This is a genomic window from Mameliella sp. MMSF_3455, from assembly GCF_030733205.1.
Classification (GTDB): domain Bacteria; phylum Pseudomonadota; class Alphaproteobacteria; order Rhodobacterales; family Rhodobacteraceae; genus Antarctobacter.
On record NZ_JASHJL010000006.1, the window covers coordinates 177,503 to 202,260 of the forward strand.

Consider the following 24,758-nt stretch of genomic DNA (forward strand, 5'->3'; position numbering starts at 1 on the left):
CCTCCTTTCCTGTTCTTGTTCACTTGGACCGCATCGGGATCACCGACGCGGGGGTTTCGTCGCGGTTGAGGCGGGCGCCGTTCTCGGTGGCCTCGAAAAGGTGGATGGCCGCCGGATCAAAGCGCAGCGCCACGTTATGGCCGACGTCCAAGCGGCGCGCCGCCTCGACCCGCGCGGCGATGCGGCTGTGATCGGGCAGTTCCAGCGTGACGATGGTTTCATGGCCGGTGTTTTCGGCCAGCCGCACGGTGGCGGGCAGGCCCTCGCCGGTGGCGATGGTGATGGCCTCTGGGCGGACGCCCAGAACGGCGGGGCCGTCGCGCAGGCTGTCGACGAATGCGGTGCGGTCGATGGGGATGCGGTGGCCCGCAACAACGAAATCGCCGCCGTCCACCGCGCCTTCGATCTGGTTCATCGGCGGGGTGCCGATAAAGCCCGCGACAAAGCGGTTGGCGGGGCGGTTGTAGATCGCGTCGGGGGTGTCGAATTGCTGGACAAGGCCCGCGTGCATCACCGCGATGCGGCTGGCCATGGTCATGGCCTCGAGCTGATCGTGGGTGACGTAGACCATGGTCTTGCCCAGCCTGCGGTGCAGCTCGATCAGCTCGGCCCGCATGTAGCTGCGAAGCTTGGCGTCGAGGTTGGACAGGGGTTCGTCCAGCAGGAACACCTGCGGTTCCCGCACCAGGGCCCGGCCAAGCGCGACGCGCTGTTGCTGGCCGCCGGACAGCTGTTTCGGCTTGCGGTCCAGGAGCGGTTCCAGTTGCAGAAGCGCGGCGGCCTTTTGCACGGCCTCTTCGCGCGCACGGCCCTTGATGCCGCGTTTCTTCAGCGGGTAGCCGATGTTTTCGCCCACGGTCATATGCGGGTAGAGCGCGTAGCTTTGGAACACCATGGCGATGTCGCGCTTGCCCGGGGCAAGGTCGTTGACCACGCGATCGCCGATCAGGATCTCGCCGCGTGTCGGGAAATCGAGGCCCGCCAGCATCCGCAGGGTGGTGGACTTGCCACATCCCGACGGACCCAGGAGGGCGACGAATTCGCCGTCGCGGATATCGAGGTCCAGGTTTTCCAGCGCGACATAGGTGCCGAAGGCTTTGTGGACGTTTCGGAAGGTTACGTTGGCCAATTCAGGCTCCTTTTTCTTCAGCCCTTGACGCCGCCGGCACCAAAGCCGCTGGTCAGGTAACTTTGCAGGAAGGCGAAGACGACGATCAGGGGGATGCTCATCATCACCGAGGCCGCCATCAGCAGGGACCATTCGATGTTGAAGGCCGAGATCAGCATGGACATGACGCCGGTTGTCAGGGGGGCAACCGCCTCGGAGTTCACCAGCACCAGGGCGTAGAGGTATTCGTTCCACGACAGGATGAAGGTGAAAAGCGCGGTCGAGATGATGCCCGGCAGAAGCTGGGGAAAGATCACGTCACGGAAGGCGCCCATCCGGCTGGCCCCATCGACGAGGGCCGCGTTTTCGAGGTCCTCGGGGATGCCCTCCATGAAGCTGCGCAACAGCCACAGCGCGTAGGGCAGGGCAAAGGTGGTGTGCGCGAGGATCAGACTGAACAGCGTGTTCGACAGACCCAGCGAGACCATCATCAGGTAGAGCGGGATGATCAGCACGACGGAGGGCAGCAGGTAGGTGAACAGCACCAGCATGGCCAGCGTTTCGCGCCCGCGATAGGTAAAGCGCACGAGGCTGTAGGCGCCCAGCGTCCCCAGTGCGACCACAAACAGCGTGGTCGTCGTGGCCAGCACCACCGAGTTGCGGAAGTAGAGCAGGAAGGAGGTTTCCGACAGCAGCCGCCAGTAGTGTTCGAAGGTGACGGTTTCGGGCAGCCAGGTGGGCGGGATGCGGAACAGTTCCGTCTGCGGCTTGATCGAGGTGACGATCATCCAGATCAGCGGGAAGGAGATCAGCAGGACCAGCGCCCATGTGATGACGTTCAGAAGGACGGGGCGGAGCAGCTTCATGCGTTTTTCTCCTTCGTCTGGCGGATGTAGAGCACCATGAAGACCAGCATCACCAGCATCATGCCCACCGAATAGGCCGCTGCTTGGCCCATCTGGTTCAGGCCGAACGCCTCCTGGTAGACCAGCAGCGACAGGGTCTGGGTCGAGGTCACGGGACCGCCGCCCGTCAGCAGGTACAGCAGGTCGAATTCCTTGAAGTCCCAGATCGCGCGCAAGAGGATGATGACCGTCAGGACGGAGCGTAGCTGCGGCAGGGTCACGTCAAAGAAGCGCGCGATGGGGCCGGCGCCGTCGATGCGGGCGGCCTCGTAGAGGTTTTCCGGGATCGTTTGCAGCCGCGCCAGCACGGCGATCACGACGAAGGGAAAGAACTTCCACGCGCCCACGAGGATCACGCCGATCATGGCATTGGGCATCGAGCCCAGCCAGTCCAGCGGCATGTCGATGATGCCCAGCTGCATCAACCCTTGGTTCAGGGCGCCGTAGAGGTCGTTGAACAGCCATTTCCAGACCAGCACCGCAACCACGGTGGAGAGGAAATAGGGAAACAGGACAAGGCTGCGCGCCAGCGAACGGAACCAGATGTTCTGGTGCAAGAGCAGCGCAAGGCCGACTCCGGCGACGATCTGCAGGGTCAGCGTGCCGACCGTCCAGATCAGCGTGACCTTGAGCGAGTTCCAGAAGGCCTTGCCCGTCAGCAGCTCTATGTAGTTGTCCGCACCGACAAAGCCGCCCTGAAGCGTGGGCGTGTAGATCGAGAAGACCGACAGGTAGATCGCCGCCAAGAGCGGATAGACGATCACCAGGCTGAAGACGAGGATGGTGGGCGCGATCAGCAGCACACCGAGCCGCGCATAGGCACGTTCGAGCGGCGGTGTCGCGCTTTTGGGGATGTTGGTTGCGATGGCTGTCATGAAGCGTCCTGGCAAAATCGCCCGGCGGCACAGGGTGAAAGCCGCCGGGCCGGAGTATGGCGAGTTGGGGAGGGATCAGCCCGCCATGATCTCTTCGATGCGCTTGGCGGTTTCGCCAAGAACCGTATCGACGTTTTCATCGTTCAGCACGACGCGCTGCACCATCTCGGCGATGACGCCGGAGTTGACGATTTCACCGGCCTTGACGTTGGGCTTGTGCGCGGTGCTTTCCCAGCCAAGGTTGAAGCCGTTGGCCGCGGCGGCCGCCATCTTGTCGACCTCTGCCGAGTATTTCTCGATGATCGGGTTGTTCTGGTATTCGGGCATCTCGGCGATGGTCGAGAGCACCGGAAGAACGTGGCCCGGAGCCGCGTGCAACTGCTGAATGTAGCCTTCGGGATCATACAGGAAGGCGGCGAACTGCTTGGTCGCCTCCATGTTGCCCGCCGCCTTGGGGATGAAGACCGAGGGGAAGTCGTTGAAGGTCCAGGGCGCGATATCGGCGGATTTTGTCGGGTAGGTGTCGCAGGTGACGTGATCCGCGATGCCCGGGTTCTGGTTGTTGACGTTGATCAGGACGCGCCCGGTGTAGATGCCGGTGGCGCAGGCCCCCGAGACGAAGGCCGTCAGGCTGTCACCCCAGCTGTAGTTGGTGGCACCCGGCGGGCAGTACTGGCGCATCGCCTTGTAGAATTCCAGCGCGTCGCGGGTTTCCTGGCTGTCGATGGCGACCTCCAGGTCGGGGCTGAAGACCATGCCGCCGGCCTGATGGATCACGCCGATGAAGATCAGCGTCGTCATCGAGTTGCGGCCATAGGGCAGGGGGGCGCCGTAGATTCCGCCGCCCTGCATGGCCGCACAGGCGGACAGAAGTTCGTCCCACGTACGCGGGTTCTTGTCGATGCCGGCCCTTTCCATCAGGTCCTTGCGCAGCCAGATCACGTTGGCGGCAGAGTTGCCGATCGAGGTGCCGGCATATTGGCCCTTGTCGATCTCGTAGATGCGGTTCACACCGTCATAGAATTTTTCCGGCCCGATCATTTCGATCACGTCGTTGAACGGCTCCAAAAGGCCGTTGCGCCAGTAGTTGGAGACCGCGAAGCTGGGCAGGTGCGTGACGATGTTGGGGACGTCGCCGCTTGCAAAAGCGGCAGCAAGTTGAGGGGCATAGCCTTCGTCCGAGGTTTTCTCGAACACGACTTTGACATTCTGGTGCAGCGCTTCGAAATTCGCGATCTGCGTCTTGTAGGCGGCAAGCTGTTCCGGCGAGGATTGCGGGGACCACCAGCGCAGGGTGATCTGCTCTTGCGCCTGGATGCGGCGCGGCATCAGAGCGGCAGCGCCAGCCGCGGCCATCCCGGTCAGAACTGTGCGACGCGGCAGGCCCGCGTTCATCCGTTTGTTGGTGGTCATTTGACACTCCACTGTTGGCAATGTTCGCATATCGAACATATGTTCGTATCATTGCCGCTGCGAAACTCGAATCGCAAGTGTTTTTTGACTCGGCCCCCCGGTTCAAGGTGGGTTTCGCTTCGAGTTTTGCGGTGATAGTTCGTATTGCGCACAATAAGTGAGACGTCAGATGGCGAAGCCCGTAAAGACCAAACCCGTTCAGGCCAAAAGCGAAACCCGGCTTGGCACCGTGACTCCTGACGGAGGAGAAGAGCAGGAAAAGCTGTCCAGCCGCGATTTTGTCAGCTCGCTGTCGCGCGGGTTGGAAATCCTGTCCAGTTTCAGCCGCACATCGCGCAAGATGACCCTGTCAGAGGTGGCCGCCGAAACCGGAATGAGCCGGGCGACGGCGCGAAGGTTCCTGCTGACGCTGGTCAAGGAGGGCTATGTCATCACCGATGGCAAGCTGTTCGACCTGACGCCCAAGGTGCTGGACCTCGGCTTTTCCGTGCTGTCCAAGATCGGTATCTGGGACCGCGCCCGTCCTTTCATGGAGCGGCTGTCGGAACAGACCGGCGAAAGCTGCACGGCGGCGATCCTCGACGGGCTGGACGTGGTCTATGTGGCCGGTGTGCAGGCGCATAACATCATCAGCGTCGGCATCACCGTGGGCAGCCGCCAGTCGGCCTTCTACACCGCGAACGGGCGGGTCCTGCTGGCCGCGCAGCCGGAGGAAAACTGGGACGGGATCATCGCCAATGCGCGTCTTGTCCCCCGCACGCGACACAGCGTGACCAACAAGACCGAGCTGCGCAACATCCTTGAACAGGTGCGCAAGCAGGGCTGGGCGCTGGTCGATCAGGAACTGGAAGAGGGGCTGCTGTCCATCGCCATTCCACTGAAATACCGGTCCGGTATCCTCGCCGGGTCGATCAACATCGCCGTGCCGTCGATCCGGGCCACGCCCGAGACGATGATCGAAACCTACCTGCCCAAGCTTCAGGCCACGGCGGACGACATCCAGCAGTCACTGGCGCATTAAGCGCGCCAACGCGCCGGGGCATAAGGCGCGGGGTCGATCGGCGGCTCAAGCCCCATCGCCAGCGCCGCGGCGGTCCGGCCTGTCACCGGCCCCAGCGTATAGCCCGCGTCCCCCGGCAGGGCGAGGAACACGCGGTTTTGCGGATGGGCGGGGCCGATGGTGGCCTTGCCATCGACCGGCGTGTTGTAGCCCGCCCAGGTGCGCAGCACGCGCAGCCCGCCGATGCCCGGCGCAATCTGCGCCGCCAGCGCGACATTGCCCAAGAGGCTGGTCTTGCGGATGGTGGGCGCGTGGCGCGCGTCGCTGGCAAGGTTCGCGTCCCAGCCGCCGCCGATCACCACTTGCCCGGATCGAAACTGTTTGAGCGTGATCGGTCGTTCGGCGTGCTGGACAAGATGGTGGATTTGGTACTCCCCGGCCTCGGTGATGTTCATGTGCAGTGGTTCGGGCGGGGTGCGCAGCGACAGGCCCAGAGGGGCGGTCAGCGCCTCGGCCCCCCATGCGGCAGCGATCAGGATGGTATCGGCGCGGTAGTCGGTGGCGCCGTGGGCGACGGGGCGGGGGCCGTCCTCTACCCTGGTGATGCGGTCGTGGACGTGGCGCACGCCAAGCGCGTCCAGCGTGGCGCGCATCTTGCGATTGGCAACCAGCGGGTTCAGCTTGCCTTCGTTGCGGCAGAGCTCTGCCCCGACGATCCGGGAGGACAGCCAGGGCGCAATGGCGTGCAGTGGGTCGCGGTTCAGGATCTCGACGTCCAGCCCCTTGCGCCGCTCGCGCTCGGCCTTTTCGTGCAGAAAGGCCAGTTGCGCGTCATTCTCGGCCAGCATCAACCCGCCCTCGCGGGTCAGTTCGACCCCGCCAAGCCGGGCGTCCAGCGCCTCCCACTCTGTCACGGCAGACAGGTACAGCGGCAGCGAGCTTTCGAGGTTTTCGGCCAGATGCGGGTTCAGCCGCAGAAAGCGGCTTTGCATCTGGACGTGCAGGCTGCCTGCGTTGGCATGGGAGCCGGCGTTGCGCTGCGAGTCGACGATGGTCACACGCGCGCCGGCCTCGGCGGCGGTCAGGGCGGCCACCTGCCCGGTGATGCCGCCACCGATGATCAGCAGATCCGTCATTCCTCGGGGTCCAGCAGCGCTTCGGCGGCGGTGATGGCGGCAATGTCCACGGGTTTGATCGGCACACGGGGCGCGAAGTAGGACAGATCCTCCAGCGGGCGGCATTGGCGGCGGGCCATGATCCCGGCGACGGCGGGCGCGCAATAGCGGCCCTGGCAGCGGCCCATGCCGACGCGGGTGGCACGTTTCAGCGCGCCGATGTCGGTGGGATCATCGGCCAGTGCGGCGTCCAGTTGTGCCTTGGTCACCTCTTCGCAACGGCAGATGTGGGTGTCCGGCGGGGCATCTTCGGGCAGCGGCAGGTCGGCGGAATAGACCCGCCAGAGCGCGTCCTGAAAGGCGCGATGGCGGGCCAGTTCCTCCTGATCCTCGGGCAGTGGGGCGCTGCCGGTGGCGGCGCGGCCTGCGATACGGCCTTCGGTCACGGCAGCGGGGGCGCCGCCAAGACCGCAGCAATCGCCGATGGCATAGACGTTCGGGACGGAGGTTTCGCAGGTTTCCGCACGGGTCACGCGGAGGTGGTCGAAACCCGCGTCGTAGGACATGTCGCAGCCCAAAAGGCGCAGCACCTCGTTCGAGGGTTGAAAGCCGTAGTTCAGGCAGACCGCATCGGCGGTGACGGTGCGGGTCTGGCCGCCCACGGTATAGGTGACCTCCAGCCCGTCGTCTGTCTGGCGAATGGCGCGGGGCAGGGCGTCATGGGTCGGGCGCACCTTGTGAGACCGCAGCCGGGCCAGCATCCGCAACCCCTTGACCGCCAGCGCCCGGTCACGGCGCAGCATGTCGGCCCCGGCCAGCGGACGACGCAGCGGGTGCGGCGCGGCTTCGGCCAGCAGGGCGACATCGACCCCGCCGTCAGCCAGTTCCAGCGCGACCTGCGTCACAAGGGGGCCGTTGCCGAACAGCGCGACACGCTTGCCCGGAAGCGTCCGGTAGCTGCGCCAGAGCGTTTGCGCCGCGCCCACGGTCATCACGCCGGGCAGGGTCCAGCCGGGGATCATGGTGGGCCGTTCGTAGGCGCCCGTGGCGACGATGAGTTTCTTCGGCGCGATGGCATAGACGGCGTCGGGCGCGGTGGCCATGATCTCTGGCCCGTCGAAAGCGCCCCAGACTTCTGTCTGAGGAAGGATCGTGACGCCCGCATCGCGTGCGGCCTGCACCAACGCGCGGCCCTCTGCCTGCTGATCGTCCAGCGGATCGCCCTGCGCGGCCTGCTTGTAATACTGCCCGCCGGGCACCTTGCGTTCGTCCAGCAGCACCACCTCGGCGCCGGACTCTCGCGCGGCGATGGCGGCGGACAGGCCGCCTGCGCCACCGCCGATCACCAGTACCGTGGGCCTCATGCGGTGCGGGGTCAGGTCGCGCGGGGCAGGGGGCGTCAGCGAGGGTCGCGCGGTTTGGGTTTCGACCGTCATGCCGTCGCGCGCCGGGGTCATGCAGGCGCGTTGGTTCGGGCGCCCGTCGACGGTGACAAGGCAGTCCTGGCAGACACCCATGCCGCAAAAGATGCCGCGCTGCGCGCCTTGCTCGGTGTCGCGAAAGGCACGGTGCCCGGCGGCGGTCAGCGCGGCGGCCAGGGACGAGGTGTCGGGGCAGGTGATTTCCTGGCCGTCAAAGGTGAAGCGAAGCGTCATTTGCCGGCACTTTCAAGGATTTCACGGCGGGCGTCCAGCAGACGCGCCAGCGCCTGTTCGCGCCATGCGCGGCGGGCGGGCAGGGCCTCCTCTGGCAGGGCCGCGCGCCGTTCGGCCTCGACCCGGTCGACCAGTTCTGGCGGCCAATCGGGCGCATGTTCGCCACGGTCGCGGCCGATGGCGGCATAGGCGGGGCCAAGCCGTTCGGCATGGCCGCGAATGCCGCCTGCGGTGTTCAGATCGGCGGTCTCGAACGGACCCGACAGCGCCCAGCGGGGGCCCAGTCCGTCGCGCACCAGCGCATCCAGCGCGGCAACGCCGATCACGCCTTCGTCGACCAGCCGGTAGGCTTCGCGCAGGAGGGCGCTTTGCAACCGGTTGAAGACAAAGGCGGGGACCTCGTGGCCCAGGCGTGCGGGATCAAAGCCGCCTTGCCGGAACAGGGCGTCGGCCTGGTCCATCGTGTCGGTCGTTGTGCCGGGCGCGGGCACCAGTTCCAGCACGCGCAGCAGGCTGGGCGGGTTGGCGGGATGCGCCACGAGACAGCGGGCTTGGTGGGCGGGATCGGGGAGGATTTGCGAAATCATCAGCGCCGAAGAGGCGGTGGCGAGGATCGCGGTGTCGCTGCGGGCCAGAAGATCCTGGAACAGCGCCTGTTTCAGCTCCAGCCGTTCCGGCCCGGCCTCGATCACCAGCGGGGCGGTGACGTGGTCGGGCAGGGTGGTGATGATTTGCGCATTCCCCGCAGGGGTGGGCAGACCGGCCAGGTCCATCGCGGCGCCATGCCGCGCGATCAGGTCGGGCGCATTGCTGCGCGCCTCTTCGGAGGGGTCACAGAGGGTGACCGCAAAACCCGCGCTGAGAAAGGCGGCGGCAAAGCCGCATCCGATGGGGCCGGCGCCCAGGATGAGGACCGATTGCGCGTCATTCATGTTGCCCGACTCCTCGTTGTTCGTTATGTGAACATTTGTGCGAAAATGGCAAAGGCGTCAAGGGCGCCATGAAGGAGAGGGCCGATGTTGGACGGCAAGACGATAATGGTGACCGGCGCGTCGAAAGGCATCGGACAGGAAATCGCCCGCGAGGTTGCGGCGCAGGGCGCGCGGGTCGTGGCGCATTACGGGCGCGACCGGGCCGGGGCAGAGGCGGCGTTGCAGGGCGTGCCCGCAGATCGCGCCATCCTGTTGCAGGGCGACCTTGCGACAAAGGGCGGGGCCGAGGCGATGTTCGCCGAGGCGGTCGCGCTGACCGGGGGGCTGGACGGGATCGTGAACAATGCCGCCGTGATGCATTTCGCCGGCGGTATCGACGACCCCGAGGACGAATGGGACCGGGTCTGGGCCGAGACCTTTCAGGTCAACGTGTTTTCTGCCTCTGCGCTGTTGCGCGCCGCCGTCAGACATTTCCGCGAAAGGGGCGGCGGAGAGATCGTGGGCATCTCCAGCTGGGCGGCGCAGAAGGGGGTCACCAACCCGCAGACGATCGGCTATGCCGCGTCCAAGGCCGCGTTCAAGGCTGCGCTCCAGACCGTTGCCACGGGCTATGCGCGCGACGGCATCCGCACCTACATCATCGCGCCGGGCGTGGTGGACACCAAGATGAGCCGCGATTTCGCCGAGAGCCAGGGCGGGCGGCAGGTGGTCGAAAACCGCCTGACAATGGGAGAGTTCGTACCGCCGTCGGACATCGCGGCGCTGACGGCCTTTTGCCTGTCGGGGCGGTGCCGCCACCTTTCCGGGGCGACGCTGGACGTGAACGGGGCAAGCTATATCCGCTAATCCGCGCTTGGCGCGTGGCCGGCAGGTCAGGCGCCGGAGGTGAGCGGCAAGCGGATCTCGAAGGCCGTGGTCCCGTCGCGGCAAGACACGCCGATGCTGCCATCATGCGCCTCCGCAATGGAAGAGGCGATATAGAGGCCCAGGCCCAGCCCAAGGCTTTTGCCTTCGGCATTCGAACCGCGCCGGAAGGGTTTGAACAGGTCCTCGTGCAGATCTCCGGGTATCGGGGCGCCGCTGTTGGCGACCGCGATGATGACGTGATCGCCATCGGTTCTGCCGCGAACCTCGATCGGATGCCCCTCGGCGCCATGCCGGACCGCGTTTGACAACAGGTTGGACACGGCCTGCGCGACCCGGTCCGGGTCGCATCGGACGGGTCTGTCCAGCGCAAGGTCCAGCACGATGTCCCGATCCGGGGCCGTGACGCGGACTTCATCGACCACATGGGCCAGCGCCTCGGCCAGGGGCGCGTCGGACACGGGCGAGATATGGATGCCGCGTCCAAGCCGGGACCGGGCGTGCAGCATGATGTTGTCGATCAGCTCATTCATCCGGTGCAGCGATGCCTTCATCAGCGGGATGACGACCTGCGCGCGCTCTGACTGGGCTTCGCGTTCAAGCTGTCGCAAACCCGCGCCGAAGGCGGCCACCGGATTGCGGAGGTCATGACCTAGGACGGCAACGAACTCTTCCTGGATCTGCGCCATCTGGCGCTCATGCTCCAGATTGTGTTCCTGTGCTTCCAGCCGCTCGACGGTTTCGAGGCTTTGCCCGATGATATCGGCAAACATCTCCAGCATCTTCACGGCGCGGGGATGCTTTATGTCGCGTGGTTCCCGGTCGATGGCGCAGAGCGTGCCGAAAAAACTGCCATCGCTGCGGTAGATCGGGAGCGAGGCATAGCTGGCAATGCCGAACTTCAGCGCAATGGGGTGGTTCGCGTAGACTTCGTCAGTCGCGGAATCGTTGAACAGCACCTTCTGGGCCGTGTCGCGCACGGATTGGCAGAAGGTCGACCTGATGTCGATCTCGTCTCCGGACTGCAACCCGAACTGGGTCTCATCCACGGTGCGGCAGGCGACCCAGCGATCCGTCGTCACGCGCGCGACGGCCGCAAATCGCATGCCGGTGGCCATCATGACGGTTTCCAGGATGGTCCCCACCAGATCGTTGTTGGCAAGGATCTCGATGTCCGACTGGAAATCATGGACCTGGGCCAAATAGGCGGCATGGTCCTGCAGGGTTACGCCGTCACTGCAGTCTTCAGTCATGGTTGGTCCGATCCCTTGCGCCCTGCCAGCATCGAAATATCACGCGGGATTTGACAGGGGCAAGGCAGATCGGTCGGGCCTGCACCGCTATACGGGATCGGGGGCAAAGATCTGTGGATAGAGGCTGCGCATGGCGACCTCGTCGAATTCGGCCTTGAACTGGTGGTGATCCTTCAGCGCCTGGGCCCGCGCGGCGGCAGGGCGGGCATCGATGGTCTTCATCAGCCGGTCGAGATTGGGATATTTCTGCATGATGTTGTCATCGCCCAGCATGTAGGTCAGGCGAGAGCCCCAACCCCAGACCGCCATGTCGACGATGGAATAGTGCTCGCCCATCATCCATTCGCCCTGCGCCAGCCGGTCATCGACGATCTGCCAGTGGCGGCGCGCCTCGAAGTCATAGCGTTTCACGGCATAGGGCGGCTTTTCCGGCGCGAAGTTGCGGAAGTGGACCGCCTGTCCCGAGAAGGGGCCGACACCGGAGGCCACGAACATCATCCAAGACAAAAGCTGGCCGCGCTGATCCGGCGTGCCCATGAACTGGCCGGTCTTTTCGCCGAGGTACAGAAGGATGGCGTTGCTGTCGAAAACCACGGTTTCGCCATCGGTCAGCACCGGCAGCTTGGCGTTCGGGTTGAGCGCCTTGAAGGTGTCGCTGTGCTGCTCGGCCTTGCGGGTGTCGATGGGGACGGGTTCGTAGTCCAGCCCGGACTCTTCGAGGAACAGCGCCACCTTCATCGGGTTCGGCGCCATGTTGTAGAAAAACCGGATCATGTCGGCTCCTGCGGATTGCGAAAGAAGACGGCGCCCCGGTGAGGGGACGCCGCGCTGTGTATCAGGCGATCAGGACGCCAGTTTCAAGTAGAAGGCATAGAGCTTTGGCAGGATCGAGGCCGGTTCCGGATGCCCCAGCGCCTGCGCGGCGTGGTAGGGCCAGGCTGGATCGCGCAGCATCCCGCGTGCCAGCGCCACGAGGTCGGCCTTGCCGGTGGCGACGATGTCATTGGCCATTTCGGCCTCGGTGATCATGCCGACGGCGACGGTGGCCAACCCGGTGTCTGCCTTGATGCAGTCCGCAAAGGGCACCTGGAACCCCGGTTCGGGTTTCTGCTGCGCCAGTCGCATCCCGGCGGGAATGCCGCCGCCCGAGGCGTCGATCATGTCCACGCCCTCGGCCTTCAGCGCGTGCGACAGCGCCACGGTATCGTCCAGCGTCAGCCCGCCCCCTTCGCCGTCCACGCAAGAGGCGCGGTAGAGCAAGGGCATGTCATCGGGCAGAACGGCGCGCACGGCACGCGCCACCTCGACGGCAAAGCGCATCCGGTTTTCGACCGGTCCGCCGTAATCGTCGGTGCGGCGGTTGGAAAAGGGCGACATGAACTCATGCAACAGGTAGCCATGCGCGCCGTGGATCTCGACGCCGTCAAAGCCGGCCTCGATCGCGCGTTCGGCGGCGCGGGCGAAATCCTGCACGATGGCGGCGATTTCTTCGACCTCCAGTGCCTTGGGCGTGTGCCACTCCTCGCGCGCGGGCACGGCAGAGGGGGCATAGGTCTGCCACGGCGGTTCGGCGCTGCCGGGGTCCAGCGGCCCCATGCCGTCCCAGGGACGCATGGTCGAGGATTTGGCCCCCGCGTGGTTGATCTGGACAAAGACCGGGATGCCCTGCGCGCGGTAGAGATCGGTGATCTGGCGCCAGGCCGCGACCTGTTCATCATTATAGAGGCCGGTGCAGCCGGGGCTGATACGGCCGCCGGGGCTGATGCCCGTCGCCTCTACCACCACAGAGCCGACGCCCGAGGTGGCATAGCGCCCGTGGTGGGCGCGGTGCCAATCGTTCGGGACGCCGTCGATTGCCTGATACTGGCACATGGGGGCCAGCATGATCCGGTTCGGAAAGGTGACGCCGCGCAGTTTGAACGGGGTGAAAAGCGGAATCTCCGTCATGCGGCCTTGCTTTCCAGCTCATCCATGAGGCGGTCAAGCTCATCCATGATGCCCTTGAGCCGTTCGGCCTTGGCCAGATCCTCTGCCCCCAGCGAGGCAAAGGTGGTCAGCGGCGGGCGCACGTCGCCCACGGGATAACCGGCCTTGGCGGCCAGCGCCTTGGAGTAACACTGGTGCCCGTAGGTGGGATGACCCTCGGCGATGACATGTTCGATCACGGTGATATGGCGCTGGATGCGCTTGGCGTCCTCGATCCGGCCCGCGGTTAGGAAATCCCAGATCCGGGTCGAGGCGCGCGGGATGTAGTTGCCAAAGGGGTTCACATAGCCGACCGCGCCCAAGAGGAAGCTTTCAACGATGCGTTCTCCGGCAAAGACGTTCATGACACCTTCGGTTTCCTCGATAATGTCATAAACGCGGGCGACGTCCATCGACGCCTCTTTGATGTAACGCACCGTGTCGAATTCGCGGGTCAGACGCCCGACCAGCTTGGCCGACATGTCCACGTTCGACGTGACCGGGTTGTTGTACAGCATGATCGGCAGATCACAGGTCGCTGTGATCGTGTCGTAATAGCCCATGATCTCGTCTTCGGTGGGCGTATAGTAATAGGGCGGGATGATCATCAACCCCTGCGCGCCGGCCTCTTGCGCCTCACGCGCGTAGCGGGCGGCTGTGGGGGAGTGGGCATTCGCCGCGCCGACCAGCACGTCGATCCGGCCGTTCACATGGGCAAGCGTGTCCTCGATATAACGGCGGCGCTCGTCGTCGGTGACGGTCAGGAACTCGCCCGATGTGCCAAGGATGATGATCCCCGGCACGCCCTGCGCGATCTGCCAGTCGATGAACCGGCGGTTGGCCGCAAGGTCGATGTCACCCCCGTCCTCGGTGAAGGGGGTGACGTTTACGGAATAGCTTCCGCGAAACTCTTTCATGGTCGTTCTCCGGAAATTACAGCGCCGCCCAGCCGTGTTCGGCAAGGATGGCGTGGGATTTGCGATAGTCGCTGTCGGGGTCGTTGGCGGGATCGTTCGCATCCGCGATGATCTCCAGCACGGTCATCTTGTCGTATCCGATGTCCTTGAGCGCCTGCATGGTCGGGCCGGGATGGACGATTCCGGTGCCAAGGCACTCATGCTTGAACACATCGGCGGGCGTGTCCGAGATGTGCACGTTCTCGACCAGGTCGCCCAGCATGCGGATCGCCTCGGCGGCGTCTTCCTTGATGTAGACAGAGTTGCAGACGTCGAAGTTCACGCCAACGTTACCGATCCGGTCACAGAGGTCTTTCATGTCCTGCGCGCTGGGGCGATGGGTGAAGGGCACGTTTTCCAGCAGGATGCGGACACCGGCGCCCTTGGCATGTTCGACGACCTTCTTCGCGCTGTCCACGAACCAGTCGTCCAGCCAGGGTTTCGGCGGGTCGATCAGACCGCCATAGATGCCGGGGATCATGACCACGTAGGGGCAGTTCAGCTCTGCCGAGAGGTCGATGGCCTCCTTGTAACGGTCGATCGTGTACTCCCGCATGAGCCGGTCGGGGGCGTTCGGGTTGTTGTCGATCAGCGGATAGCAGAACGAGGTGATCTGCGTGCCCTCGCCGTCCAGCCAGGCCTTGTATTCGGCAATCTGGTCCTTGCTCAGGTCCGCCGGCCAGCAATGCGGCGGAAAGATCATCAGCTCGAACTTCTTGTAGCCCAGCCCCTGCAGGTGGCGCAGGGATTCAAGGCCGGTGTTCGAGTAGAGATGGGGGAAGGTGCTGGCGGCGACTTCGAGAGCCATTTGAGGAAACCTCCGTGTCGGTGAATTCTCTATGTTCATTATGCGGACAAAAGTTAGTATATCGAACAAAGAAGGCGGTTCAACGGGGATTTTGTCCATGCGCTACGATCTTGCGATCATCGGTGGGGGGCTGGCAGGCACGGCGACTGCTTTTTATGCGGCGCAGATGGGCGCGCGCGTGATCGTCATCGAACGCCGGGACGTGAATCTTGGCGCTTCGGGGTCCAACGCGGGGTCGATCCACGCGCAGATCCCCTTTGATCCATTCCGCCATCTTGGGGCCGATTGGGCGCGGCGCTACTCCGAGGTGCTGCCGCTGTTCATCGAATCGATCCGCCTCTGGGCGGGGTTGGAGGTCGAACTGGGCGGTGATCTTGGCTTTGTCGCCAAAGGCGGGCTGATGGTGGCCGGGTCGGACCATGATATGCAGATGCTGCGCGAGAAATCGGCCATCGAACAGGTGCAGGGCCTGCGGATTGACCTGTGGGGCGCCGATGAACTTGCCGAGTGCGCGCCATTTCTGACCGGCGGCTTTCCAGGCGGGGCCTTTTGCCCGATCGAGGGCAAGGCCGATCCGTTCAAGGTGGCGCCGCTGTTCCTGAAACGCGCCCGCGAAACCGGGGCCGAATTGCTGCGAAATGCGCCTGTGACGGCGGTCGAACGCGATTCGGGCGGGTTTCTCATCACGGCGGGCGGGCAAAACATCCGCGCGGCGCGGGTGGTCAACGCCGCTGGCGCGCAGGCGGCCGAGGTGGCCCGAATGGTTGGTGTCACCGTTCCGATAGAGGCCCATGCCATCCAGGTCAGCGTCACGGAAAAGCGCCCGCCGCTGCTGCCCTGGCTGCTTTATTTCACCTCGGAAAAGCTGACGCTGAAACAGGCGGCAGAGGGCGGTTTCCTGATCGGCGGCGGCTGGCCCGCGCGGATGCGGGGCGGGCCGGTGGTCGATCATCGGTCGACCCTGCGCAACCTTGCGCTGGCGCAGCGTCTGGTTCCGGGGCTGGCCGATGTGCAGATCGTGCGCAGCTGGGCCGCGATGGTAAACGGCACCCCGGACTGGCGGCCGGTTCTGGGCGAGGTGCCGCAAGTCCCGGGCTTTTTCCTCAACCTGTTTCCATGGATGGGCTTCACCGCCGGGCCGGTGGTGTCCAAGGCCATCGCCGCGCTGGCGTTGGGGCAGGTGCCAGAGGTCGATCTGGCGCCATTTTCCATCTGACCCCGGTTCGCCTGTCGAACTTCTGTTGCAAGATTTGCGGACCGTGCGCTATACGAACAAAAGTACGATATATCGCGAAGGAAGATGCAAATGTCGGATTTGATGCGGCAGGCCAACCTGATTGGCGGGGAATGGGTTGGTGCCGATGACGGGGCCACGATTGACGTAACGGACCCCGCCAATGGGAATGTGATTGGCCAGGTGCCGAAATCCGGTGCCGCCGAAACACGCCGCGCGATCGAGGCCGCCCATGCTGCCTTTCCCGCCTTTGCCGCAAAGACGGTGACCGAACGCGCGGCCCTGCTGCGCGCTCTTGCGACGGAGATCACCGCCCATGCCGATGAACTGGCCCGCATCCTGACGCTGGAACAGGGCAAACCGCTGGCCGAGGCCAAGGCCGAGGTCCTGTCGTCGGCCGCCTATGTGCAATGGTTCGCCGAGGAAATCCGCCGCGCACGGGGAGAGGTCATTCCCTCGCCCTGGCCGAACCGCCGCCTGATGACGACCAAGCATCCGGTCGGCGTGGTGGCGGCGATCACGCCGTGGAACTTCCCGTCGTCGATGCTGGCGCGTAAATTGGGCCCGGCTCTGGCCGCCGGTTGCCCGGTTGTGGTGAAACCGGCCACGGCGACACCTTATAGTGGCCTCGCCTGGGGTGTGCTGGCGGAACGGGCGGGCTTTCCGCCCGGGGTGGTCAACATCCTGACAGGATCGGCCCGCGCCATCGGCGGCGAGATCATGGACAACCCCAAGGTCCGCAAGGTGACCTTTACCGGCTCGACCGAGATCGGCAAGGAACTGCTGCGCGGGGCGGCCGGGACGGTCAAGAAGGTCAGCATGGAATTGGGCGGCAACGCGCCCTTCATCGTCTTTGATGACGCGGATCTGGATCGCGCGGTCGACGGCGCCATGATCGCCAAGTTCCGCAACGCGGGTCAGACCTGCATCTGTTCCAACCGGGTTTACGTTCAGGCGGGCATCTATGATGCCTTTGTCGAACGGCTCGCCGAACGGGCCAAGGCGCTGAAAGTCGCGCCCGGTCTCGAAGACGGCGCCGAACAGGGGCCGATGGTCGATGCCCCGGCGCTGGAGAAGATTTCCGAACTGGTGCAGGACGCGGTCGACAAGGGCGGCCGCGTGCTGGCCGGGGGCGGTGCGCATGAACGCGGCGGGCTGTTCTATGCGCCCACCGTGATCGCGGGTGCAACGCCCGAGATGCGCGTCACGCAGGAAGAGATCTTTGGCCCCGTCGCCCCGGTCTATCGGTTTGAAACCGAAGAAGACGCGATCCGGATGGCCAATGACACGGTCTATGGCTTGGCCGCCTATGCCTACACCCGCGACCTTGGTCGGGCCTTCCGGCTGCAGGACGGTCTGGAATACGGGCTGATCGGCATCAACGAGGTCCTGATCGTCGCACCGGAAATTCCCTTTGGCGGGCTGAAGGAATCCGGCATGGGCAAGGAAGGCGGCTGGCAGGGGCTCGATGACTACCTGGAGACGCGCTACACCTGCATCGGCGGAATGTGAACTTTCGTTCGCCCTGTGAAATTTCTGGACCGAATCAACTTGGTCCGTTAAAAAACTTTTACAGCAGTTAACGGATTTAACCGTTGCGCCCCCAAGGCGCCCCGTCCGGGGCGCTGCCATCCAACAAGGAGACGATCCATGAAACACTGGATAACCGGCGCATTGTGCGCCGTACTGATGACGGCTGCGCCCGTCGTGGCCGAGGAGGTCCTGACCATCGGCGTCCGGTCCGAGTCCAGTTCACTGGACCCGCACTGGACCCAGCTGTCCGCCGACGTACAGGTGCATGAACATATCTTTGAAAAGCTGGTGGCGCTGGATTCCGCCTCGCAGCCGATCCCCGGACTGGCCGTGTCCTGGCAGCCGCTGGACGACACCACCTGGGAATTCAAGCTGCGCGAAGGTGTCAAATGGCACGACGGCGAGGATTTCACCGCCGATGACGTCATCTTTACCTTCGACCGGCTCAAGGCAGGGATTTCGGGCGCACCCGCCTCGCCGGCCTTCCAGCTGGACAAGGGTGGCAAGCAGTGGACCAAGGTCGACGATCTGACCATCCACATCACCACGGACGGCCCCTATCCGACTGTGGCCGAGGACCTGGCCATGCTGCCGATCGTGGCCGAACACGCGGCCAAGGGCGCAACGGAATCGGTGGATTTCAACAGCGGCAAGGCCACCATCGGCACCGGCCCGTTCAAATATGACACCTTCACCCCCGGCGACAGCGTCACCGTGGTCAAGAACCCCGACTGGTGGGGTGGTGACGTGGAATGGGACAAGGTCGTCTTTCGCCCTGTCACGCAGGACGCTTCGCGCCTTGCGGCATTGCTGAACGGTGACGTGGACATCATCGACTATCCGCCCACGGTCGACCTGCCGCAACTGCGCGACAACCCGGATTTCACCGTCTCGACTATCCCGTCGGACCGGCTGATCTACCTCATGCCGGGCTACAAGCATGTCGAGCCTTTCATCACCGACAACGACGGCAATGTCATGGTGCCGAACCCGCTGCGCGACTGGCGCGTGCGAAAGGCGCTGAGCCTGTCGATCAATCGCGAGGCCATCCGCGACCGGATCATGGGCGGCGCGTCCCTGCCGGCCAAGAACATCGTGCCGCCGGGCTTCTTTGGCTATGTCGACGGGTTGGAAGCAGACCCCTATGACCCCGCCGCCGCACAGGCCCTGCTGGAAGAGGCAGGCTATGGCGACGGCTTCCGCATCACCCTGCACGGCCCGAACGACCGCTACATCAATGACGCCCGCATCCTCGAAGCGGTGGCACAGATGTGGACCCGCGTCGGTGTCACGACAGAGGTCGACGCCATGCCGCGCAACATCTTCTTTTCGCGTCTGATCCGCGGCGATGAATTGTCGATGCCCGGCTTCGACGTGCCGGAATTCTCCATGTCGCTGACCGGCTGGGGCACCGTGGCGGGCGAGGCGACCTATACGGTCTCTGGCACGCTGGAAACCTACAACGCGGCGACGGGCGGCGGGAACGGCAACTTTGGCCGCTATTCCAACCCGGAAATCGACGCGCGTTCGGTTCTGGCCAAGCGTACCGTGGACCCGGAAAAGCGTCTTGCCCTCCTGCAAGAGGCGATCCGCATCGGCATGGAGGATTACGCCTACATCCCGCTGCACTTCCAGGTGAACAGCTGGGCGATGCGGTCCGGTCTGAGCCATGAGCCGCGCACCAACGAGCGCACGCTGGCGACCGAAATCCACCGGGTCGACTGACCAACAGGCGAGGCGAAGAGAATGGCCGAATATATCACCCGGCGCGTGCTACAGGCATTGCTCGTGCTGACCGTCATGACGCTGCTGGTGTTTTTCGGCGTCAACGTGATCGGGAACCCGGTCTACATCTTCGCCTCGTCCGAATGCGATCAGGCCTGCCTGACCGCGATCATCAAGGACCTGGGTCTGGATCAGCCGATTTGGCGGCAATACCTGACCTTCGTCGGCAACATGCTGCAGGGCGACATGGGCAAAAGTTTCACTCACGGAGTGCCCGCCCTGCACCTGATCTTTGAACGGCTGCCCGCCACGCTGGAACTGGCCTTTGCGGCCCTGGTTCTTGCGCTGGTCATTGGCCTGCCGATGGGCGTCTACGCCGGGCTACGGCCCGAAGGCATCGGCGCCAAACTTATCATGAGCTTTTCCATGGTGGCCTTCTCGCTACCGGTCTTCTGGATCGGCATCATCATGATCCTGACCTTTTCCGTGCAACTGGGCTGGATGCCCTCTGTCGGGCGGGGCGATACCGTCGATTTGGGGTTCGTGGAAACGAGCCTGCTGACGCTGGACGGGCTGCACCATCTGGCGATGCCGGCCTTTACCCTGTCGCTGATCATGATGGCGATGGTGATCCGGCTGGCCCGCGCAGGGATGCGCGAGGTCATGTTCACCGATTACATCAAGTTCGCCCGCGCCAATGGCGTGACCGAACGCCGCGTTCTGGGCGTGCACGCGCTGAAGAACATCCTGATCCCCATCGTCACCGTGCTGGGGATGGAGTTTGGCGGGGTCATCGCCTTTGCCGTGGTGATCGAGTCGATCTTTTCCTGGCCCGGTGTGGGCAAGATGCTGATCGACGCGATTGCCGTGCTCGACCGACCGTTGATCGTGGCCTACCTGATCTGCGTCGTCTTCATGTTCGTGACGCTGAACCTGTTGGTCGACATTCTCTATTCGCTGCTGGACCCGCGCATTCGTCTGGGCGGAGGTCGGGCATGAGCGCCGTGACCACCGCCCCCGCCGCCGGATCGGCCCGCGACCTGACCCGCCGGTTCCTGTCGAACCCCGGCGCGGTGATCGCCCTGATCGTCTTTGTCGGTTTCTGCATCGCGGGCTTTGGCGCGCCCTGGATCGCGCCGCAGAACCCCTATGACCTGCGACAGGTCGACATCCTCGACAGCCTGATGCCGCCGGGTTCGGAAAGCTTTACCGGCATGACCTATTGGCTGGGTACGGACGGGCAGGGGCGCGACATGCTGTCGGCCATGCTCTACGGCATCCGGATTTCGCTGGTCGTCGGGCTGGCCTCCGGTCTGCTGGCGCTGGCCATTGGCGCGCTGGTCGGGTTGATTGCTGCCTATCGGCGCGGTTGGGTCGATACCGTGCTGATGCGTATCGTCGATTTGCAGCTGAGCTTTCCGACGATCCTTGTCGCGCTGATCCTGCTGGTGATCCTGGGCCGCGGCGTGGACAAGATCATCTTTGCGCTGGTGGTTGTGCAATGGGCCTATTTCGCCCGCACCGTGCGCGGGGTCGCGCTGGTCGAAGGCGCGCGCGATTACGTCGAGGCGGCACGGGGCCTGCGCCTTGGCGGTATGCGCATCCTCTTGGGTCACATCCTACCCAACTGCCTGCCAACCATGCTGGTCGTGGCGACGATGCAGATGGCCATGGCGATCTCGCTGGAGGCGACGCTGTCCTTCCTGGGCCTTGGCCTGCCGCCGACACGGCCCTCTCTGGGGCTGCTGATCGCCAATGGCTTCGACTACCTGCAATCCGGCCGCTACTGGATCTCGGTCCTTCCGGGGCTGGTCCTGCTGGCCATCATCATCAGCGTCAACCTGCTGGGCGACCGGCTGCGCGACGTGCTGAACCCGAGGCTGTGATCATGACCGCCGTTCTGGAACTTCGCGGGCTGCAAACCAGCTTTGTCACCCCCGCCGCCACCATCCATGCCCTGCGCGATCTGTCCCTGACCGTGCAACGCGGTGAAATCCTTGGCCTTGTGGGCGAAAGCGGGTCTGGCAAATCGCTGACCGGGTTTTCCATCAACCGTCTGATCAGCCCGCCGGGCCGCGTGACAGAGGGCGAGGTGCGACTGCACGGGCAAAACATCCTGGCCTTGTCCGAACCCGAGATGCGCGGCCTGCGAGGGCGCAAGATCGCGATGATATCTCAGGATCCGATGATGACGCTGAACCCGGTTCTGCGCATCGGCACCCAGATCCGCGACGCCCTGCTGGCGCATGAGAAACTGGACAAGGCAGAGGTACGCCGCCGCGCCATCGCCGCGCTGGACGAGGTGGGCATTCCCGCGCCCGAGGATCGGCTGAGCGCCTATCCGCACCAGTTGTCCGGCGGAATGCGGCAGCGGGTGGCGATTGCCATCGCGCTGTTGCATCAGCCCGACCTGATCATCGCGGACGAACCCACCACCGCGCTGGACGTGACCATCCAGGGACAGATCCTTGCGCTGGTGCAGCGGCTGTGCCGGGATCGGGGAACGGCGCTGATCTGGATCAGCCATGACCTGGCCGTGGTGGCCGGGTTGGCAGATCGCGTGGCGGTCATGTACGCGGGCCGCATCGTCGAAGAAGGGCCGGTCGATGACATCCTCGACGCGCCCGCGCATCCCTATACGCAGGGGCTGATCGCCTCCGTCCCCGTGCCGGGCCAGCGCGGTGGGCGGTTGCAGCAGATCCCCGGGCGGATGCCCTTGCTGACCGATCTGCCACCGGGTTGTGCCTTTGCGCCCCGCTGTCCCCGCGCGACCGAGGCCTGCGCGACGATGCCCGCGTTGACACCTGTCAACAGCACCCGCGCGGTGCGCTGCGTCCATCCGTTGATCAAGGGGGCCGAGGCATGAGCGAGACCGTCCTTTCCGTCCGCAACCTTGGCCGCCGCTTTGGCTCCGAAGGAGATTTCGTCACACGGGGGCTGCGCCGGGTCGGTCTTGCGCCGCCGCCCGCGGTGGTGCGTGCCGTCGAGGATGTGAGCTTTGATCTCAAGAAGGGCGAAGTGCTTGGCGTTGTTGGAGAATCCGGCTGTGGCAAGTCCACGTTGGGCCGCATGGTGGCGGGGCTATTGGACCCCACCTCCGGCACCATCGACCGCCCCGATCCGGGCGGCAAGGCCCTGCCCATGCAGATGATCTTTCAGGATCCGTTCTCCTCGCTCAACCCGCGCAAGCGGGTGAAAACCCTGATCGGAGAGGCTCCGCGCGTGCATCGCCTGACCTCACCCGCCGAGGCCGAGAGCTATGTCGCCGAACTGATGGAACGCTGCGGCATCGACCCCAGCTATGCCGACCGCTTTCCGCACGCCTTTTCCGGCGGTCAGCGGCAGCGCGTGGGGATCGCGCGGGCCTTGGCGGTGCAGCCTGAAATCCTTGTCTGCGACGAGGCGGTCAGCGCGCTGGACGTGTCCATTCAGGCGCAGATCGTCAATCTTTTCATGGACCTGCGGGATGAGTTTGACCTGACCTACCTGTTCATCAGCCATGATCTGGGGATCGTCGAACATATCTCGGACCGGGTGCTGGTCATGTACCTGGGCCGCGTCGTCGAGATGGGCAGCGTCGACCGTATCTTTGACGCGCCTGCGCATCCCTATACCCGCGCGCTGATCGAAGGGGTGCCGCGGCTGGACCGCCGCCGCACGGTCTATGCCCCGATCAAGGGCGACATTCCCTCACCGTTGAACCCGCCTTCGGGCTGCGCCTTTCATCCGCGCTGCCCGCTGGCGACCGACCTGTGCCGGGCCGAACGGCCCGACCTGAGAGACATGGGCGATGGCCGGCAGGCCGCCTGCCACCACGCCGAAGAATTGACCAAAGAAGGAGAGCCCCAGTGGCCAGCTACTCAGACCGGATGACCCGGTTCCGCAACAGCATCGACGGACAAGCAGACCTGATCTTTTTCCCGATCGGGACCGATCTGGATTACTTGACGGGAATTCACCGCGATATTCCCAACTATGGCCGCAACCTGCACCCCGGTCATTGGATCGAGGGCATGTGGATCGCGCCGGGCAAGGAGCCGATCCTGACCCTGCCGCGCATGACCGCCGAGTTTGGCAGCGCGGGCGGGATCACCGGCGTCGACCTGCGTGTTCTGGGCGACTGGGATGACCCGGTGGAAATGGCGCGCGGCATTCTTGCGGACCTTGGTGTGGGTGCGGGCGCAACCGTGGCCGTGTCCGAGGACGGCGAGGCCGACACGCTGATCCACCTGCAATCGCTGATCCCCGGCGTGACTTTTGCCAATGGCACGGCCCTGCTGCGCCCCATTCGCGTGATCAAGGATCAGGACGAAATCGACCTCTTGCGCCGCGCGGGCGAGATCACGGAAAAGGCCTTTGCCGCGACGGTCAAGAACCTGAAATTCGGCATGACCGAATTGGAGATCAGCGCCGAGATCGACTACCAGATGAAGGCGCATGGCTCTTTGGGCCCGTCCTTCACCACCTCGCTGTACAACTCCGGCCCGGATCACCCGCTGATCTTTGGCGACAAGCTGAAGACATGGCCGCGCAAGCTGGACAAGCCGGTTTCTGTCAACTTTGACTTTGGCGCGGTGCTGGACGGCATGTGCTATGACTTTGGCCGGACCGTGGCCTTTGGCGCGCCGACCGAGGAACAGCGCAAGGTGCACAAGCTGGTCATGGAAAGCCAGGCGGCGGGGATCGCGGCGCTGAAGGCGGGTGACGTGACCTGCGAGCAGGTCGACAAGGCCGCGCGCGACGTGCTGGAGGATGCCGGCTATGGCAAGGACTTCCGTCACCGCCTGGGCCACGGCATCGGCTGGGACGTGCACGAACCGCCCTTCCTGACCAAGGGCGACGAAACGCTGGTGCGCGAGGGCATGATCTTTACCATCGAGCCGTCGATTTTCCGCGATGGTGATTTCAGCGCCCGGGTCGAGGATTGTATCGTTGCCCGTCCGGGCGGCGGTGAGGCGCTGACCAGCGGCTTTCAAGAGCTGATCGTCATCGAATGACGTTGTTGCGCCCCCGGTTCACGGGGGCGCCATGCTACGGGGGGATGCCATGATCGATCTGTCGGGAAAAACCGCTCTTGTGACCGGCGGCGCGCGCGGGCTGGGGCGGGCCATTGCCGGGATGCTGGCGCAAGCGGGGGCACAGGTTTGCGTGTTGGATCTGCCGGAAGTTTTGCAGGACGCGGCCCTGCCTGCGGGGTGGCGCGCCATCGCGATGGATCTGACCGCCCCCGATGCCGAGGCCCTGTTGAGCGCCGCGCTGACCGATCTGGGGGCCCTCGACATCCTGATCGCCAATGCCGGGATGGTGCCGCCGTGGCGGCGGATCTCGGTGCTGGATCTGGGTGAATGGGACCGGGTCTTTGCGCTGAACGTGCGTGGCGTGGCGTTGAGCCTGAAGTGCGCCGCGCCGTGGCTGGC

Annotated in this window: 23 protein-coding genes; 11 read left to right on the forward strand and 12 right to left on the reverse strand. The window is 64.6% G+C overall.

What is annotated here, in order from left to right; translation table 11 throughout:
- Positions 1 to 19 precede the first annotated feature (19 nt).
- The 4 genes from RBB42_RS06435 to RBB42_RS06450 all read right to left on the reverse strand — a co-directional run bounded on the left by RBB42_RS06435 (position 20) and on the right by RBB42_RS06450 (position 4,301).
- Complete coding sequence (locus RBB42_RS06435; RefSeq protein ID WP_305968948.1) at positions 20 to 1,129, reverse strand: ABC transporter ATP-binding protein; 1,110 nt, start codon at positions 1,127 to 1,129, stop codon at positions 20 to 22.
- A 17-nt stretch (positions 1,130 to 1,146) separates the two neighbouring features.
- Entirely contained in the window at positions 1,147 to 1,974 is an 828-nt protein-coding gene (locus RBB42_RS06440) for a carbohydrate ABC transporter permease (protein ID WP_305968947.1), read from the reverse strand.
- Positions 1,971 to 2,888, reverse strand: a complete 918-nt coding sequence (locus RBB42_RS06445; protein ID WP_305968946.1) for a carbohydrate ABC transporter permease — start codon at positions 2,886 to 2,888, stop codon at positions 1,971 to 1,973. Before RBB42_RS06445 ends, RBB42_RS06440 begins: the two co-directional genes overlap by 4 nt.
- Before the next feature lie 75 nt (positions 2,889 to 2,963).
- Entirely contained in the window at positions 2,964 to 4,301 is a 1,338-nt protein-coding gene (locus RBB42_RS06450) for an ABC transporter substrate-binding protein (protein WP_305968945.1), read from the reverse strand.
- Positions 4,302 to 4,470: 169 nt separating this feature from the next.
- Between RBB42_RS06450 and RBB42_RS06455 the strand changes: the two genes are divergently transcribed.
- A complete protein-coding gene (locus tag RBB42_RS06455) occupies positions 4,471 to 5,322 on the forward strand; it encodes an IclR family transcriptional regulator domain-containing protein (RefSeq protein WP_305968944.1) in 852 nt (283 codons plus the stop codon).
- Here RBB42_RS06455 and RBB42_RS06460 read toward each other — a convergent pair.
- Genes RBB42_RS06460 through RBB42_RS06470 form a run of 3 tightly spaced genes read right to left on the reverse strand, consistent with a single transcriptional unit; the run spans position 5,319 to position 9,003 of the window.
- The gene (locus RBB42_RS06460) at positions 5,319 to 6,437 is read right to left on the reverse strand and encodes an NAD(P)/FAD-dependent oxidoreductase (protein ID WP_305968943.1); all 1,119 of its coding nucleotides are present in this window, start codon (positions 6,435 to 6,437) and stop codon (positions 5,319 to 5,321) included. The two genes, RBB42_RS06455 and RBB42_RS06460, sit on opposite strands and share 4 nt — an antisense overlap.
- On the reverse strand, positions 6,434 to 8,071 hold the full coding sequence (locus RBB42_RS06465; protein ID WP_305968942.1) for an FAD-dependent oxidoreductase: 1,638 nt from the start codon (positions 8,069 to 8,071) through the stop codon (positions 6,434 to 6,436). Before RBB42_RS06465 ends, RBB42_RS06460 begins: the two co-directional genes overlap by 4 nt.
- Positions 8,068 to 9,003, reverse strand: a complete 936-nt coding sequence (locus RBB42_RS06470) for a 3-hydroxyacyl-CoA dehydrogenase NAD-binding domain-containing protein (RefSeq protein WP_305968941.1) — start codon at positions 9,001 to 9,003, stop codon at positions 8,068 to 8,070. The genes RBB42_RS06465 and RBB42_RS06470 overlap by 4 nt, the downstream gene beginning before the upstream one ends.
- Positions 9,004 to 9,087: 84 nt before the next feature.
- On the opposite strand from RBB42_RS06470, the gene RBB42_RS06475 reads away from it, so the two are divergent.
- The gene (locus tag RBB42_RS06475; protein ID WP_305968940.1) at positions 9,088 to 9,849 is read left to right on the forward strand and encodes an SDR family NAD(P)-dependent oxidoreductase; all 762 of its coding nucleotides are present in this window, start codon (positions 9,088 to 9,090) and stop codon (positions 9,847 to 9,849) included.
- 26 nt (positions 9,850 to 9,875) lie between these two features.
- Here the strand turns inward: RBB42_RS06475 and RBB42_RS06480 are convergent, their stop codons facing one another.
- The 5 genes from RBB42_RS06480 to RBB42_RS06500 all read right to left on the reverse strand — a co-directional run bounded on the left by RBB42_RS06480 (position 9,876) and on the right by RBB42_RS06500 (position 14,849).
- Positions 9,876 to 11,120: a sensor histidine kinase gene (locus RBB42_RS06480; RefSeq protein WP_305968939.1), complete on the reverse strand. Its 1,245-nt coding sequence runs from the start codon at positions 11,118 to 11,120 to the stop codon at positions 9,876 to 9,878.
- 87 nt (positions 11,121 to 11,207) lie between these two features.
- Positions 11,208 to 11,894 carry a glutathione S-transferase family protein gene (locus tag RBB42_RS06485; RefSeq protein WP_305968938.1) on the reverse strand — a complete coding sequence of 229 codons (687 nt, stop codon included), beginning with the start codon at positions 11,892 to 11,894 and terminating at the stop codon, positions 11,208 to 11,210.
- 69 nt (positions 11,895 to 11,963) lie between these two features.
- Positions 11,964 to 13,067, reverse strand: coding sequence for an NADH:flavin oxidoreductase/NADH oxidase (locus tag RBB42_RS06490; RefSeq protein ID WP_305968937.1), 1,104 nt, complete (start codon positions 13,065 to 13,067; stop codon positions 11,964 to 11,966).
- Entirely contained in the window at positions 13,064 to 14,002 is a 939-nt protein-coding gene (locus tag RBB42_RS06495; RefSeq protein ID WP_305968936.1) for a dihydrodipicolinate synthase family protein, read from the reverse strand. Before RBB42_RS06495 ends, RBB42_RS06490 begins: the two co-directional genes overlap by 4 nt.
- A gap of 16 nt (positions 14,003 to 14,018) precedes the next feature.
- The gene (locus tag RBB42_RS06500; RefSeq protein WP_306043620.1) at positions 14,019 to 14,849 is read right to left on the reverse strand and encodes a sugar phosphate isomerase/epimerase family protein; all 831 of its coding nucleotides are present in this window, start codon (positions 14,847 to 14,849) and stop codon (positions 14,019 to 14,021) included.
- 97 nt (positions 14,850 to 14,946) lie between these two features.
- On the opposite strand from RBB42_RS06500, the gene RBB42_RS06505 reads away from it, so the two are divergent.
- The 9 genes from RBB42_RS06505 to RBB42_RS06545 all read left to right on the forward strand — a co-directional run.
- On the forward strand, positions 14,947 to 16,065 hold the full coding sequence (locus tag RBB42_RS06505) for an NAD(P)/FAD-dependent oxidoreductase (RefSeq protein WP_305968934.1): 1,119 nt from the start codon (positions 14,947 to 14,949) through the stop codon (positions 16,063 to 16,065).
- A gap of 90 nt (positions 16,066 to 16,155) precedes the next feature.
- The gene (locus RBB42_RS06510; protein WP_305968933.1) at positions 16,156 to 17,595 is read left to right on the forward strand and encodes an NAD-dependent succinate-semialdehyde dehydrogenase; all 1,440 of its coding nucleotides are present in this window, start codon (positions 16,156 to 16,158) and stop codon (positions 17,593 to 17,595) included.
- 138 nt (positions 17,596 to 17,733) lie between these two features.
- On the forward strand, positions 17,734 to 19,341 hold the full coding sequence (locus RBB42_RS06515; RefSeq protein ID WP_305968932.1) for an ABC transporter substrate-binding protein: 1,608 nt from the start codon (positions 17,734 to 17,736) through the stop codon (positions 19,339 to 19,341).
- A gap of 21 nt (positions 19,342 to 19,362) precedes the next feature.
- On the forward strand, positions 19,363 to 20,340 hold the full coding sequence (locus RBB42_RS06520; RefSeq protein WP_305968931.1) for an ABC transporter permease: 978 nt from the start codon (positions 19,363 to 19,365) through the stop codon (positions 20,338 to 20,340).
- Positions 20,337 to 21,227 (forward strand): ABC transporter permease, encoded by an 891-nt coding sequence (locus RBB42_RS06525; protein ID WP_305968930.1) that lies wholly within the window; start codon positions 20,337 to 20,339, stop codon positions 21,225 to 21,227. The genes RBB42_RS06520 and RBB42_RS06525 overlap by 4 nt, the downstream gene beginning before the upstream one ends.
- A 2-nt stretch (positions 21,228 to 21,229) precedes the next feature.
- Entirely contained in the window at positions 21,230 to 22,207 is a 978-nt protein-coding gene (locus RBB42_RS06530) for an ABC transporter ATP-binding protein (RefSeq protein ID WP_305968929.1), read from the forward strand.
- Entirely contained in the window at positions 22,204 to 23,214 is a 1,011-nt protein-coding gene (locus RBB42_RS06535) for an ABC transporter ATP-binding protein (RefSeq protein WP_305968928.1), read from the forward strand. Before RBB42_RS06530 ends, RBB42_RS06535 begins: the two co-directional genes overlap by 4 nt.
- On the forward strand, positions 23,190 to 24,338 hold the full coding sequence (locus RBB42_RS06540; protein ID WP_305968927.1) for a M24 family metallopeptidase: 1,149 nt from the start codon (positions 23,190 to 23,192) through the stop codon (positions 24,336 to 24,338). Before RBB42_RS06535 ends, RBB42_RS06540 begins: the two co-directional genes overlap by 25 nt.
- A gap of 49 nt (positions 24,339 to 24,387) precedes the next feature.
- A partial coding sequence (locus RBB42_RS06545) for an SDR family NAD(P)-dependent oxidoreductase (RefSeq protein ID WP_306043621.1) occupies positions 24,388 to 24,758 on the forward strand: 371 nt, incomplete at its 3' end.

Bases quoted from the DNA above. Each gene is read 5' to 3' on its own strand.
- RBB42_RS06440 (WP_305968947.1), bottom strand. From the start codon at position 1,974: ATGAAGCTGCTCCGCCCCGTCCTTCTGAACGTCATCACATGGGCGCTG.
- RBB42_RS06445 (WP_305968946.1), bottom strand. From the start codon at position 2,888: ATGACAGCCATCGCAACCAACATCCCCAAAAGCGCGACACCGCCGCTC.
- RBB42_RS06450 (WP_305968945.1), bottom strand. From the start codon at position 4,301: ATGACCACCAACAAACGGATGAACGCGGGCCTGCCGCGTCGCACAGTT.
- RBB42_RS06455 (WP_305968944.1), top strand. From the start codon at position 4,471: ATGGCGAAGCCCGTAAAGACCAAACCCGTTCAGGCCAAAAGCGAAACC.
- RBB42_RS06460 (WP_305968943.1), bottom strand. From the start codon at position 6,437: ATGACGGATCTGCTGATCATCGGTGGCGGCATCACCGGGCAGGTGGCC.
- RBB42_RS06465 (WP_305968942.1), bottom strand. From the start codon at position 8,071: ATGACGCTTCGCTTCACCTTTGACGGCCAGGAAATCACCTGCCCCGAC.
- RBB42_RS06470 (WP_305968941.1), bottom strand. From the start codon at position 9,003: ATGAATGACGCGCAATCGGTCCTCATCCTGGGCGCCGGCCCCATCGGA.
- RBB42_RS06475 (WP_305968940.1), top strand. From the start codon at position 9,088: ATGTTGGACGGCAAGACGATAATGGTGACCGGCGCGTCGAAAGGCATC.
- RBB42_RS06480 (WP_305968939.1), bottom strand. From the start codon at position 11,120: ATGACTGAAGACTGCAGTGACGGCGTAACCCTGCAGGACCATGCCGCC.
- RBB42_RS06485 (WP_305968938.1), bottom strand. From the start codon at position 11,894: ATGATCCGGTTTTTCTACAACATGGCGCCGAACCCGATGAAGGTGGCG.
- RBB42_RS06490 (WP_305968937.1), bottom strand. From the start codon at position 13,067: ATGACGGAGATTCCGCTTTTCACCCCGTTCAAACTGCGCGGCGTCACC.
- RBB42_RS06495 (WP_305968936.1), bottom strand. From the start codon at position 14,002: ATGAAAGAGTTTCGCGGAAGCTATTCCGTAAACGTCACCCCCTTCACC.
- RBB42_RS06500 (WP_306043620.1), bottom strand. From the start codon at position 14,849: ATGGCTCTCGAAGTCGCCGCCAGCACCTTCCCCCATCTCTACTCGAAC.
- RBB42_RS06505 (WP_305968934.1), top strand. From the start codon at position 14,947: ATGCGCTACGATCTTGCGATCATCGGTGGGGGGCTGGCAGGCACGGCG.
- RBB42_RS06510 (WP_305968933.1), top strand. From the start codon at position 16,156: ATGTCGGATTTGATGCGGCAGGCCAACCTGATTGGCGGGGAATGGGTT.
- RBB42_RS06515 (WP_305968932.1), top strand. From the start codon at position 17,734: ATGAAACACTGGATAACCGGCGCATTGTGCGCCGTACTGATGACGGCT.
- RBB42_RS06520 (WP_305968931.1), top strand. From the start codon at position 19,363: ATGGCCGAATATATCACCCGGCGCGTGCTACAGGCATTGCTCGTGCTG.
- RBB42_RS06525 (WP_305968930.1), top strand. From the start codon at position 20,337: ATGAGCGCCGTGACCACCGCCCCCGCCGCCGGATCGGCCCGCGACCTG.
- RBB42_RS06530 (WP_305968929.1), top strand. From the start codon at position 21,230: ATGACCGCCGTTCTGGAACTTCGCGGGCTGCAAACCAGCTTTGTCACC.
- RBB42_RS06535 (WP_305968928.1), top strand. From the start codon at position 22,204: ATGAGCGAGACCGTCCTTTCCGTCCGCAACCTTGGCCGCCGCTTTGGC.